We start from the raw sequence: 12,639 nt of genomic DNA, 5'->3' as shown, positions 1-12,639 counted from the left end.
TGCAGGTGCCGGGTTTCTACTAGTCTTAATTTTTTACCGAGAGTATTGCTTCCCAATCAATTGTACCGTTTTTGACTTGCTCACGTTTTTCTTTATCCATTATGTCTGCCGGTCTTCCGCCTTTCGGCCAGTCGCCCTCATGCCCTTCGAATTCTGGTCGGTCATGCGAAAGGATAAATGCGGCCAAATCGATCGCTTGCTGGTCAGTTAAAGTTCCTCCCTGTCCTTTAGGCATGTTCTTCTGAACGTATCCCGCCATCTTGGTCATTCTTGACATTCCTGCACCGTCATTGAATGAATTTTCACCCCAAACAGCAGGGCCTGTATTCGTTCCAGTACCAGATCCATCAGCTGCATGGCAGCTTGCACAAGATTGTGCGTAAAGCTTTTCTCCATCCTCAACGCTAGGAACAGGATATTGCTTTGGCTCTTTAGGCGCTCTCCACGGAATATCTGCACTAGCAGGGACACCTTCTGACATGTATTGCAAATACGCAATCATAGCGCGCATTTCTTTGCTGTCAGTCGGGAACATTTTTCCATTCATGCTTCGGATCATACATCCATTTATACGATCTTCCAGAGTGTAAACTTCACCTTCGCGCGGCCTGTATTCTGGATAGACTGCAGAAAGCCCGACCATTGGGGCTTCTTCTTTCACTGTTCCTCCATTTGCGTGGCAGCTTGCACATGAAAGATTATTGCCAACGTACTCATCGGCGACTGTATTCGTTTCCATGACTAGCTCATGTCCATATTTAATACTTTCACCGAGAGGACCATCGGGTACATCCTCCATGCTTGGCGGGTTGAATTCAATTTCTTTGCTTGTGCTCTCAGTTTGCGGCTGAGGCGCTGTTGCTGTTTCAGCCGGCCCCAGGTCCTGGCTTATTTTCCAGCCAACAAATAATGATCCTACGATTAAAAATCCAATAATAATAGCAAGACTGTTTTTCATAATGATTTCCTCCTTATGCAGATTATTCAAATTGCTATTCAATTTCCCTATACCCATTCTAGTATAGATAACACTACTATTTTTATATTAAATATGTAGAAATAGTGAAAACTATAAGAATAGGAAAAAGGAGCTGGATTTCTCCAGCTCCTACTTTTCCATTCCTAAATAATACAGAAACCACACGGCGTGGTTCTGCTCATCATAAGCTGCACGCCTGAAAACTTCTTTTACGACCGGGTCTGCCGCTTCATCTGCTATTTCATGATAAAAATCAGTTGTTTTTTGTTCATCCTTAAAGGATGCTTCGATTCCTTCAAGATATGTGTCACCGCATTCTTCTGTCATCTGCATCTGTGGCCGCTTCCCTGTCAGTGTTGTATATATTTGAGTGAACTGGCGCAAATGCTTTTCTTCATCGTCAAGTATTTCATTGATTCGGTCTCGCTGTTCTGCATTTGGAGCCAAGGCGGCAAGCCTTGCATAGCATTGTGTCGCACTGTACTCGCCATTTATAGCCTTAATCAGGTCACTGACAAGCTTTTGGTTCTGTCTGTAATGGTCATAATATGGATACATGTCAAAACTCCCCAAACTATTTTTTATTAGTTTATGGAGAGGATAAAAGGGTGTGCCTGCTTCAGCTTATTCAGGATTTATACCCTCGTATTCAACAAAAATACCCTTAAAATATTTCTTTTCTTTTACCATTTTGATTCCTGATTCCTTCATATAGAGCCCCGTATCCCTGTTTAAGTGGCAGCCATCACACAGCCGTTTCCACGCAGGAGTCAGGACATCCTGCAGGGCAGCAAGCGATTTCGATTCTGTTCTCACATGCTCAAAAAGGACAATTTTTCCGCCTTTTTTACACACTCTTCTCACTTCCTGAAAAACCTTTTCCGGCTCACTCACGGAACAAAGAACAAGCGTGGCCACAACAGTATCAAACTCATCATCATTGAATGGAAGTGTCTCTGCCATCCCCTGATGGAACTCGACTGGCAATCCCGCTTCCTTCGCTCTAAGTCTTGCCTGATCAAGCATATGAGGATTGGGCTCCAGTGATACCACACTTTCAACCTTATCTTTGGAATAGTAAGGAAAATTCGCTCCTGTACCAGCACCAATTTCAAGGACATTTCCCTCTAAACCAGAAATTATTTTTTTCCTGACCCTCGCGATCCATTTCTTCTCAAGTGGTCCCATGAGTTTATCATAAGAAAAAGCAAACAGTCTTCCCAAAATTAATGCTCCTAACTATTACCGTTTTCATCATTATAATAAAAAAGGTCCTGGAAAAGCTATTGCTTAAACCAGGACCTTTCTATATGACGCCAAGGTTTGACTATTGCTTCTTTGCACACCCAAGTACCTAAGGCTTTAAAACTACCTTGATACAGTCATCTTTTCTATCATTGAATATCTCATACCCTTTTGCCGCATCTTCAAGCGGAATCTTGTGAGTAATGATGTCAGTTGGGTCGAATTCTCCGTTTGAGACCATATCAAATAGTTTTGGCATGTAATGAATAACTGGAGCCTGTCCCATTTTCATCGTAATATTGCGTTCAAAGAAACGGCCAAGCGGGAACATATTGTATCTTAAACCATAGACACCTGTTATTTGTACGGTTCCAAACTTCCTTACTGCTGTATGGGCGATTTCCAGCGCGGATAGGGTACCTCCCTGAAGCTTCAGTTTTTGTTCTACCTTTTCCACGACAGACTTCTTTCCATCCATTCCCACACAATCAATTACCACGTCCGCTCCGCCATCAGTCAAGTTTTGCAGGAATTTTCCCGGATCATCCTCCTGGGTAAAATCAAAGATTTCTACATTGTTGGTTGTTTTGGCATGCATCAGCCTGTAGTCGAGGTGATCGACAGCGATGACACGTTTTGCCCCTTTCATCCAGGCAAATTTCTGCGTCATTAATCCAATCGGCCCGCTGCCAAGTACTATTACCGTATCTCCCTTTTTCACACCAGCGTGTTCTACGCTCCACCATGCAGTTGGGATAACATCGGACAGGAACAGCAGCGACTCATCCTCCAGCTCACATGATTCAGGCACGACAAATGATGTGAAGTCAGCATATGGTACCTTTAAGTATTCTGCCTGTCCCCCCGGATGGTTGCCGTATTGTTCGGTGTATCCGAAATACGCTCCCGTATCCTTGTATTCATTGGTGTTATCACACTGACTTTCCATCTGATTCTGGCAATAAAAACACTCACCACATGAAACGTTGAAAGGAATGACCACACGATCTCCCTTTTTCAGATTTTTCACTCCAGGGCCCACTTCTTCAACGATCCCCATTGGCTCATGGCCGATGATATAGCCTGGACGAAGAGGCATATTGCCCTGATAAAGATGCAGGTCTGATCCGCAAATTGCCGTTGAGGTAATTTTCACAATCATATCTTGTTCATGTTCTATTTTTGGAGCTTCTACATTTTTCACTTGTACATCCTTTGAACCTTGGTAAGTAACTGCTTTCATAATTCTCCACCCCATTCCTATTAAGTACATTTTATGTTTCCCTGCAAGTTATCAGAGAAAACGCTTATGGAAAAGTTTCCAATAATTAGCTTTGTACATAAATTACTCTTCAATAATGCAAGTTATAAAATGGAGGTGTTGAAAAATGGAACCTAAACAGCCCGGAAATAAAAAACTGCCCGATTTCAAGGAAATGACTGACCGAGTTATCGCCGAACCAGCAAATGGACCACAACTGGTGATCAAAACAAATCTGGATCCAAGTGATGCAACGGAGGAAAACCCTTATTTCAAAAATGATCAAATGACTGATTCCGAACAATTCAAAGAGTACTTTAAGGAGTAGACAATGGAAAAAACACAGGCTTATCTACGTGAAATCATATCCAATTACACAGAGACCTATCCGCTTAGCAAAAAAATCTATAATCGCTTAGAACAAGGCGATTACCCGTCTGAAGGTGAATTTGTCAAAGACCTGACTGCCGAAGAAATAGAGTTTTTGAACAAAATTCTACCTGATGCCATTGAGTATGCAAAAAATGAACTGGACGACCAACGCGCACAGCAATTGAATGAAGTATATGAATTACTCTATTGAACAGGCGGAGTGAAATTTTTCATGCACTGGATCTAAAGAGAAACAAAAAAACAGCAGATGATGACTGCTGTTTTTTTACTATAATCCTTTTCACAAACAGTTTTGCTATCTCTAGAAAAGTAGAAATGCATAAACTGTCTTAACTATTTACTGAAGCTGCATGCTCTTCGACTGGCTCTTCACCTGTCTTGTCCCTGTGGTAAATTGCATTGATTTCTCCTCCAAGCACAAGGGCAAGCCCTGTGAGGAACAGCCAGAGCATCAAGACGATTACCCCGCCGATGCTTCCATATGTGGCTGAATAGTTTCCGAAATTACTAACGTAAAAAGAAAATCCCAATGAAATCAGCTGCCATACGACTGTTGCGAAAATCGCACCGGGAATTACATGCTTGAATGGATAATGTTTATTTGGAGCTACTCGATATAAGCCTGCCAAAACTGCGGCCATAACGACAATAGCGACAACCCATCTTACAATGTTGAACACAATATCAAACGGCTCTGGAATCTGGACGATCGATTCGACTGTATCCAAGATCACTTTACCGAATACCGGCAAGAGAAGCGCCACAACAAACGCCAGGATCAGACCGAATGTCAGCATAATTGAAACAAGCCTTGCTTTAATGAATGACCTCGTTTCCTTTACATCAAACGCAATATTCATTGCTTTTATAAATGCATTCATGCCGCTCGATGCTGACCATAACGTACCTATGATACCAAAAGTAAGCAGGCCTCCGTTTCGTTCGCTTACCAATTTGACAACATTATCTCTTAATAATTCGGCTGATTGAGAGGGCAATAATGTATTTACAACATTTATAGCTTTCTGGGGATCGATATTCAAGTAAGGAACAATTGCTATCATTAGAATCAGCAATGGGAACAGCGCTAGCATATAATAATACGCCTGTTGAGCAGCCAAACCCGTTGCCCGGTCTTTTTTCAACTCCCCCAGCAGGCTTTTACCATAGTACTTAAGTTTCTCTTTCAATTAAGACTCACCTCTCATGGACATTTAATTATGCTTGTCTTTTCCCCATCAACAGAGGTTTTAATCATGCCAAAAAATACTGTATGGTCATGAAAACAAAAAAGACCATCTCTGGTCTTTTTCATCGAATTACTTATCGTCCTCTACGTATGGGTCATGTTCGTAAGCAGGAAGGTCGCCAAAGGATGTCATAATTCCCTCTTCATCCAGCTCATTTTCGTATTTCTCATGCTGTTTATTTGGGTAAACGGTGATTTCCTTGCCGGTGATATCGTTGCCTACAAAATTCTCGAAATCCTCCACATAACCTACATTCTCTTCTGACTCAATATAGACGTCATTATAATGATTCTGTGGTGTCATAAAATCAGATGGAGTCTCTGAAGTTCCCCAGCTTGAAACCTCTTGCCAGGAATCTTCTGCGTCATAAGCGACATTTTCATCCTTGTTGTCCAGATCAAATTTTCCGAAAGGCGGCAACAGCACCCCTTCTTCTATAGGGCGATTATGGGAAACCGTGCGGTCAGGCGTATGTTCAATACAAAATGTCGTTTCGGGTACGGCTTGAAGTCGCTCATAAGGAATCTCGCGCCCGCACGCCTCACATTTTCCATAAGTTCCTTTCTCAATAGCCTTTATAGCTTTATCTATACTCTGGATTTGATATTCTACATGATCATTCAGCGCAATATCTTTCTCCCGTTCATACAACTCAGTTCCTTCATCCCCTGGATGGTTATCATAGCTTGAAAGCTCTCCTGTTGACTCATGGGCATGTCCACTTCTTAGATCAAAATGGTCATTTGCGTCAAGGTGGGACTCGAGATCTTTTTTATTTTTGAGAAGCTCTGCCTTGAATGCCGACAGCTGGCCTTTTGTTAGCATATCAGCTGCTCCTTTCTTAGTGCAGTTTTTATTAGCTTGCTGCAATCTGCCCCATTTAATAAAAGGTAATAAGTGTTATCTTTGCCGCAAGTACCATTATTGCGACACAAGTCATAGTATATATGACAACTTATAATCAGGAGTGATGCCTATGCCTTTATTTGTTAATGGATATGTTTCTCCACAGGTTTATTGCAGCACCGATGAACTCAAGGTACAGAGCAACCAGGATAAATTCCACCTCAATTATTTACAAGAAATCCTAAATGAGCAACAAAAGCTCAATAAAGATTTGACAGGCAGCGTAACAAAATTTGATCAAACATTGGAACATAGCAGACAAGAACAATTTTCACAATTTCAGGAATTAGTTTCATTTCTCGCTAAACAGGAAAATATTTCGGAAAGGGTCATGGAAAACATCTCGGAGCAGAAGGAATCCACAACGGAAATCGATGATAAACTGATTAAACTTGAAGAGATGCACGAACAATTTTCGAAGGCTCTTTTGAACCGGGAGCTGACAAGCGAGGCAATTTTAAATCAACTGGCCCATCAGCAATCAATGATACAGGACTTGAACCGCAAGCTTCTCGAATACGAAGATGTCACGAAAGCTCTGGTCATACAGGCTCAAAAACAGGAAGAACTGCAGGATATGCTGGCAAAACATGCCGATTTGCAGGGTATTTTTCATGAGACAGTCATGGAACGACTCGGAAAACAGGATGCCGTTGGTGAAACAATTAATGATCAGCTAGGGGAAATCAAGACTTCTTTATCGACAAAAGCTAACGCGATCCTTGAAAAAGTCGAAGAACAATACTCCAGATTCACACAGTTTTTCTTAAGTCTTATCATGCCCAATATCACTCAAAAGAAAATTATCAGAGGTAAAACGTTTAAGACTAAAGCAAAACAGGAAAAATAAAAAAAAGCATTGGCAAATTGCCAATGCTTTTCCAGACACCATTTAGTCCAAAATTGTCACTTTTACTTGCTTTCTTCCCCATTGAAGGGCCCCGCTTTGAGTAGGGATAAAGACATCAATGCGGTTACCTTTGATGGCTCCGCCAATATCTTCGGCAGTGGCATAGCCATAGCCTTCAACATATACTTTTGATCCAAGAGGAATAACAGTTGGATCGACAGCAATTACTTTTGCATTTGGATTAGCTTTCAGGTTCACACCTGTCTTTGTAATTCCAGAGCATCCTGTACAATTTGCTGTATAAGCCGTCGCTTCAACGGTAATCTGGTTTGTCGCTGCTGCTGGCTTTGCTGCAGCTGGTTGTGCTGTTACTTGAGCAGCAGGCGCTGCTACTGGTGTTGCTGCCGGTGTTGCTGCCGGTGTTGCAGTTTTCTCCACCTTCATCTCAACTGGCATATTTGTATAAACTGCCAAACTCATCCCTGGATGAATAAGGTCAGATGATAATTTATTCCAATCTTTTAGATCATTTACTGTTACACCATAAGCTTTGGCAATACTCCAAAGTGTATCTCCTTTTCTTACTTGTGCGTGCTTAATAGGAGATACTTCTAGCAAATCATTCGGATGTATTACATCACTCGTCAAGTTATTCCATTTCTTTAGTGAATCTACTGTTACGCCGTATTCCTTTGAAATACCCCAAAGTGTATCCCCCTTATGTACGACTATTTCCTCTGCCTGTGCTTGTGTGCCGGCAGCTCCAGAAATTGCCGCTGCTGCAACCAAAGATAATAATGACTTTTTCATTTGTTTGCCTCCCATCGGCTAATTTTTATCACGTGAATTATCGTAACATAGAATTTCGGTACAAAAAGAACAAGCATATTTAAATTGGATTACGAGAATAACAGAATTATAACGAGAACATGTCATATACACTGAATATTCAGTTAAAATAAAACTTTCGTAGGAATAATTTCAAATTGATTTCAAAATTATTCTATTCTTTTCTTGTACACCCATATTTTTCTTGTAATCTCGAGTTTCACCTTTTAAAATTTTTCGCTTTTCATGACATTAAACTTTAGGAGATCAAATCAGCAGCAAATGGTTTGTCTTATTTTTACATACAAAAAAGCTAAAATCTCCTGAGCGGGATTTTAGCTTTTATACTTCTATGCGATTGTTTCAATTTTCACAGCACAAGCCTTGAATTCTGCTGTGCCTGAAATTGGGTCATATTCATTCAGGGTAAGTACATTCGTCGGAACTTCGGACCAGTGGAAACTCATGAACACGAGTCCAGGAACAACCTGAGCTGTTATTTTTGCTTTTACCTTAAGTGTACCTCGACGTGAACTTACTCTTACGAGATCTCCATCATTGATATGAAGGTGAAGTGCATCTTCAGGGTGAATATCCAAGGTTTCCTCTGTCTGTTTAATTTTCACCCCTGCTGCATAGTGTCGTGTTTGTGTATGAGTATTGTAGGACTCATACCGTCTGCCGGTTGTCAGGGTAAAAGGATAATGTTCATCTGGCTGTTCCAAAGGTGGTGTGAATTCAACTGGTACGAAACTGGATCGTTTTTCATTTTCACTTTCAGCATGGAACCTTTCGTGAAGAACTTTCGTGCCTGGATGAGTCTCATCAGGACACGGGTAGTGGATTCCATACTCTTTTTCAAGGCGTTCATATGATATGCCCCCATACATCTCCCAGGCAAGTTCCCTCACTTCATTCCAAATTTCTTCGCTTGACTGATAACCCATTGGGTAACCCATTTTCGTCGATAGTTCACACAATATCTCCCAGTCTTCTTTTACTCCAGGCTGGGCAGTGACCGCAGTGCGGACACGCTGGACTCTCCTGTCTGTATTGGTGTAAGTCCCGTCAACTTCGCCCCATGACTTGGCAGGCAGCACCACATCTGCCATCTCGGCCGTTTCTGTCATGAATATATCCTGGACGATGAGTAAATCGAGTTTTTCCAATAGGCTTCTGGTATGGTTCATATGAACGTCTGCGACTAGCGGATTTTCCCCTATGCAATACAAGGCTTTAATTTCACCTGTATCAATTTTATCGAAGGTCCTCGTCTGGGTGTCGCCAACTTTTTTGCTGATTTCAATATTCCATAATTTTTCGAAACGTGCACGGTATTCGTCGTCCAATAGGCTGACAGCACCTGTAAGCTGGTTCGGCAGGCATCCCATGTCCCCGGCTCCCTGGACATTATTCTGTCCTCTTAAAGGCATAATGCCTGAACCTTTTTTGCCAATCTGGCCAGTCAGTAGAGCAAGGTTAGCGATATCGAACACATTGTTGACTCCGCAGTGATGTTCGGTAATACCGAGTGTGTATGCAATCATCCCTCTGCTGGCCTTTGCATATAGGTGAGCAACCTCAATGATATCTTCTGGCGCCAAACCGGTGATTTCTGCTGAATATTCTGGTGTATAGCGTTCGACCTTTGACAGCAATACATCAAAATCCTCAGTATGTCTGCCAATGAATCCTTGGTCATACAGCTTTTCTTTTATAATAATTCGGATCATCGCGTTGATCAGCGCAATATCTGTTCCAACGTTAATTTGCAGATGTTTATGTGCTGACTTGACCATATCGATTCTTCTCGGGTCAATGACGATGATCTTTAGACCGCCCTTGGCAGCTTTTTTCATTCTATTTCCTATGATCGGATGGGCTTCAGTCGTATTGGATCCCATAAGTAAAAGCACTTCGGCCCCATCGATATCTTCCAATGTGTTTGTTGGGAAACCGCTTCCAAAAACAGTCGCCAGACCGGCGACACTAGGAGCGTGTCAGGTTCGGTTACAGCCATCAATATTATTGCTTCCGATAGCAGTCCTCATGAACTTCTGGGTAACGTAGTTCGATTCATTGGTAGTCCGTGCGCAAGCAAACATCGAAATGGATTCTGGACCAAAATCCGCCTTGATTTCAGCCAATCGGCCTGCAATGTAATCATACGCTTCCTCCCAGGTAGCCTTTACCAGCTTTCCTGCTTTCCTGATCATAGGTGTATTTAGTCTTTTCGGAGCATGGACATATTGATATGCAAAAGCACCTTTTATACATGTTTGTCCTTTATTTACAGGTGCGTCCTTATCTCCTCTGATTTTCACTATTTTATTATCTTCTACATCCAATATTAAACCGCAGCCTGTACCACAATAACCACAGACCGTCTTTACCTGGCTAATCGATGACATAGCTTCCCCTCCCGCATTCTATTTAATTTTTCCCTTAGTTTAATAGTAGTCTAAATTTTCGTTGCAATGTGGAAATATTCATCATATTTTTTGTCATATTTTTAACAATTTATCGACAAATTCTGATAGCTAGACGGGATGTTGTTAATCATAAAAAAATAAGGCAGGAGTTAGCCCCTGCCTTATTTTTGTAATGTATACTATGCAGTTTTTGCCGGCAGCATGATCTTGAATGTTGTTCCTTTGTTTTGTTCGCTCTCGATATAAACTTTGCCGTTGTGGCTTTCAATAATCTTGAAGCTGACCATCAAGCCGAGTCCATTTCCATTTTTCTTGGTTGTATAAAACGGTTCACCAATTTTCTTCAAAGTTTCCGGAGGAATTCCTACACCGGTATCTTTGATGGAAATGACGACATTGCCATCCTGTATTTCCGTTCTTACTTTTAAATCTCCGCCATCAGGCATTGCTTCGATTCCATTCTTTATAAAATTCAGGAATACTTGCTTCAATCGGTTTTCATCACATTCGATTTGGATAATTTCCTCTGTAGCATCAAAATCCAGTTTGACGTTCCTTTTTCTTGCTTCAAATTTCAGCATAGAAACCACATTTTGGACAATCGGTATGATATTCTGTTCCTCAAGCTCTACAGCCTTAGGTTTTGCAAGTACCATGAACTCTTCAACAATATTATTGACTCTGTCAATTTCGTCAAGGATAATTTCAATAAACTCCTGGCGTTGCGGGTCTGTTTCATCGAGCTGCAGGAATTCTGCATATCCTTTCATCGATGTCAGCGGATTTCTGATTTCATGGGCAACACCAGCAGCGAGCTGGCCAACAGCAGCAAGCTTATCCTGGCGGTGAAGCATTTCCTCTGATTTTTTCTTCTCTGTGATATCATTACGTATTGCAAGGTACTGATATGGCTTCCCATTTTCATTCAAGAAAGGAACAATCGTGGTAGCCACCCAGTAAAATGAACCATCCTTTGCCCTGTTTCGGATATCGCCTTTCCAAACCTGACCTGATCCAATGATTTTCCACAGGTTTTTAAAGAACTCTTTGGAATGTAATCCAGAATTCAATATACTGTGGTCATTGCCAATCAATTCTTCCCTGCTGTATTTAGAGATCTCACAGAATTTATCATTCACACTTTTGATAATCCCCTTTTCGTCAGTAAAAGCAACGATAGAGGATTGGTCGAGGGCAAAATTGATATCACTGACCTCTTTCAGTGTTTCTTTCAGGCTCGCCTCTGCCTGCTTTCTTTGAGTTATATCAGAACGAATCGAGACATATTGATATGGCTTGCCTTTACTATTCAGGAATGGAACAATCGTGGTATCAACCCAATAATATGAACCATCCTTTTTCTTATTCCGGATTTCACCCTTCCAAACCTCCCCAGAACCAATTGTTTTCCACATATCCTTGAAAAATTCCTTTGCATGAAGTCCAGAATTCAAGATCGAGTGATTTTGACCTAATAGTTCTCCCTCACTGTAACCTGAAATCTCAATAAACTTTTCATTAACATAGGTGATATTACCTTTAGGATCTGTAATGGCAACAATCGCTGATGAATTAAGAGCATCCGTAATATCTTTTAAGTTTGTATCAGAAACTGCCAGCCTTTTGCTGATCAACGCACTTGAACCGATTAAACCAGCAAGGATGAGCACAGAGATAAAAACGATTAAATAACTGATTAACGACTCTGGAATTCCAGTCTGTTCTACAACTCCGTCTCTCATATTGATTGATGAAGCTCTTGTTAGAAGAAAATGACCTTCAACAATCGCAGCAGTAACAACAAGAGCGCTTAATGGTTTAATCCATCCATGATCTCCTTGAGTGAAATTTTTCGAAGAGAAAAGCATCCAAAAGGAAAAGTAGAATGATCCAAATACAAGAAGGAGGGCAATTAGTAAAATGGAAGGCTCATAACTGAAATCCATTTTCATTGAGTACATTCCCAGGATATGGACAACCAGGACTGCAAGCATCATGAACAAACTTCCTGCAATCAAATTGCTCTTGTTCACTGTCTTGCCAGTCATTGTATAGAAAGCCATTGCTGTGAAAGAAATAACCAGGATTATCGATAAGACCGTTATTGAAATACGGTAAGAGACAGTGCCATTGAGATTCAGAGCAAGCATTCCAAAGAAATTCATAACCCAAATCCCTATGCCAAGTGAAAATGTCCCGCCTAAAAACAAAAATCGTTTATTTCGATCAGAAGACTTGATGAGACTGAATAAATCGAGTGCTGTATAAGATGACATGATTGTCAATAAGATGGCTACTAGCAGTAGTATTGGATTAAAGGATAATTCCGGATTATCCATTTAGGCATCATTCCCCATTTAAAGTTTCATTTCGATTGTATGTTAAAACAGAAAAGAATAAAAGGGTTTATTAAATAAAATGTAATAATTTTGTCACTTTTATCTATTGACTATTGAAATTTTTGGCAAAACGCTTCTTCGCCGACTCCATGATGG

The 12,639-nt window shown here is 41.0% G+C and carries 12 protein-coding genes and 1 pseudogene; 3 read left to right on the top strand and 10 right to left on the bottom strand.

The features are described 5' to 3' along the window. Window positions 1-25: 25 nt before the first annotated feature. From J7I80_RS06405 to J7I80_RS06390, 4 genes are all read right to left on the bottom strand, one after another. Window positions 26-958, bottom strand: coding sequence for a c-type cytochrome (locus J7I80_RS06405; RefSeq protein ID WP_214736735.1), 933 nt, complete (start codon window positions 956-958; stop codon window positions 26-28). A 150-nt stretch (window positions 959-1,108) separates the two neighbouring features. Beyond that, the gene (locus tag J7I80_RS06400; RefSeq protein ID WP_214736733.1) at window positions 1,109-1,537 is read right to left on the bottom strand and encodes a ferritin-like domain-containing protein; all 429 of its coding nucleotides are present in this window, start codon (window positions 1,535-1,537) and stop codon (window positions 1,109-1,111) included. Between the two features lie 66 nt (window positions 1,538-1,603). After that, window positions 1,604-2,203, bottom strand: a complete 600-nt coding sequence (locus J7I80_RS06395) for a class I SAM-dependent methyltransferase (RefSeq protein WP_214736731.1) — start codon at window positions 2,201-2,203, stop codon at window positions 1,604-1,606. Between the two features lie 130 nt (window positions 2,204-2,333). Beyond that, window positions 2,334-3,467, bottom strand: a complete 1,134-nt coding sequence (locus J7I80_RS06390) for a zinc-dependent alcohol dehydrogenase (protein ID WP_214736729.1) — start codon at window positions 3,465-3,467, stop codon at window positions 2,334-2,336. A 145-nt stretch (window positions 3,468-3,612) separates the two neighbouring features. Between J7I80_RS06390 and J7I80_RS06385 the strand changes: the two genes are divergently transcribed. After that, entirely contained in the window at window positions 3,613-3,813 is a 201-nt protein-coding gene (locus tag J7I80_RS06385) for a hypothetical protein (protein WP_214736726.1), read from the top strand. 3 nt (window positions 3,814-3,816) lie between these two features. Further along, window positions 3,817-4,068: a sigma-G-dependent sporulation-specific acid-soluble spore protein CsgA gene (locus J7I80_RS06380; protein ID WP_214736724.1), complete on the top strand. Its 252-nt coding sequence runs from the start codon at window positions 3,817-3,819 to the stop codon at window positions 4,066-4,068. A 139-nt stretch (window positions 4,069-4,207) separates the two neighbouring features. Here J7I80_RS06380 and J7I80_RS06375 read toward each other — a convergent pair whose 3' ends face one another. Beyond that, entirely contained in the window at window positions 4,208-5,068 is an 861-nt protein-coding gene (locus tag J7I80_RS06375; protein ID WP_214736723.1) for a YihY/virulence factor BrkB family protein, read from the bottom strand. Between the two features lie 129 nt (window positions 5,069-5,197). Further along, on the bottom strand, window positions 5,198-5,953 hold the full coding sequence (locus J7I80_RS06370) for a TraR/DksA C4-type zinc finger protein (RefSeq protein ID WP_214736721.1): 756 nt from the start codon (window positions 5,951-5,953) through the stop codon (window positions 5,198-5,200). A gap of 151 nt (window positions 5,954-6,104) precedes the next feature. On the opposite strand from J7I80_RS06370, the gene J7I80_RS06365 reads away from it, so the two are divergent. Then, on the top strand, window positions 6,105-6,884 hold the full coding sequence (locus J7I80_RS06365; RefSeq protein WP_214736719.1) for a hypothetical protein: 780 nt from the start codon (window positions 6,105-6,107) through the stop codon (window positions 6,882-6,884). A gap of 42 nt (window positions 6,885-6,926) precedes the next feature. On the opposite strand, the gene J7I80_RS06360 is transcribed toward J7I80_RS06365, so the two are convergent. From J7I80_RS06360 to J7I80_RS06345, 4 genes and pseudogenes are all read right to left on the bottom strand, one after another. Beyond that, on the bottom strand, window positions 6,927-7,694 hold the full coding sequence (locus J7I80_RS06360) for a 3D domain-containing protein (RefSeq protein WP_214736716.1): 768 nt from the start codon (window positions 7,692-7,694) through the stop codon (window positions 6,927-6,929). Window positions 7,695-8,062: 368 nt separating this feature from the next. Next, a complete protein-coding gene (fdhF, locus tag J7I80_RS23640; protein ID WP_353050088.1) occupies window positions 8,063-9,985 on the bottom strand; it encodes a formate dehydrogenase subunit alpha in 1,923 nt (640 codons plus the stop codon). After that, window positions 9,965-10,123, bottom strand: a pseudogene (locus tag J7I80_RS23635) (hypothetical protein); the annotation flags it as partial. The pseudogene J7I80_RS23635 and the gene fdhF, both read right to left, overlap by 21 nt. Before the next feature lie 200 nt (window positions 10,124-10,323). Continuing rightward, on the bottom strand, window positions 10,324-12,483 hold the full coding sequence (locus tag J7I80_RS06345; RefSeq protein WP_214736710.1) for a PAS domain S-box protein: 2,160 nt from the start codon (window positions 12,481-12,483) through the stop codon (window positions 10,324-10,326). Between the last annotated feature and the right edge of the window lie 156 nt (window positions 12,484-12,639).

It is taken from the genome of Bacillus sp. ISL-41 (assembly GCF_018613235.1).
GTDB lineage: Bacteria > Bacillota > Bacilli > Bacillales > Cytobacillaceae > Mesobacillus.
Note: the sequence above shows the minus strand (reverse complement) of the source record. Positions and strands in the feature narration are given on the sequence as shown.

Excerpts from the sequence above, each read along its gene's own strand:
- J7I80_RS06405 (WP_214736735.1), bottom strand. The coding sequence starts at position 958 with ATGAAAAACAGTCTTGCTATTATTATTGGATTTTTAATCGTAGGATCA.
- J7I80_RS06400 (WP_214736733.1), bottom strand. The coding sequence starts at position 1,537 with ATGTATCCATATTATGACCATTACAGACAGAACCAAAAGCTTGTCAGT.
- J7I80_RS06390 (WP_214736729.1), bottom strand. The coding sequence starts at position 3,467 with ATGAAAGCAGTTACTTACCAAGGTTCAAAGGATGTACAAGTGAAAAAT.
- J7I80_RS06385 (WP_214736726.1), top strand. The coding sequence starts at position 3,613 with ATGGAACCTAAACAGCCCGGAAATAAAAAACTGCCCGATTTCAAGGAA.
- J7I80_RS06380 (WP_214736724.1), top strand. The coding sequence starts at position 3,817 with ATGGAAAAAACACAGGCTTATCTACGTGAAATCATATCCAATTACACA.
- J7I80_RS06370 (WP_214736721.1), bottom strand. The coding sequence starts at position 5,953 with ATGCTAACAAAAGGCCAGCTGTCGGCATTCAAGGCAGAGCTTCTCAAA.
- J7I80_RS06365 (WP_214736719.1), top strand. The coding sequence starts at position 6,105 with ATGCCTTTATTTGTTAATGGATATGTTTCTCCACAGGTTTATTGCAGC.
- J7I80_RS06360 (WP_214736716.1), bottom strand. The coding sequence starts at position 7,694 with ATGAAAAAGTCATTATTATCTTTGGTTGCAGCAGCGGCAATTTCTGGA.
- J7I80_RS06345 (WP_214736710.1), bottom strand. The coding sequence starts at position 12,483 with ATGGATAATCCGGAATTATCCTTTAATCCAATACTACTGCTAGTAGCC.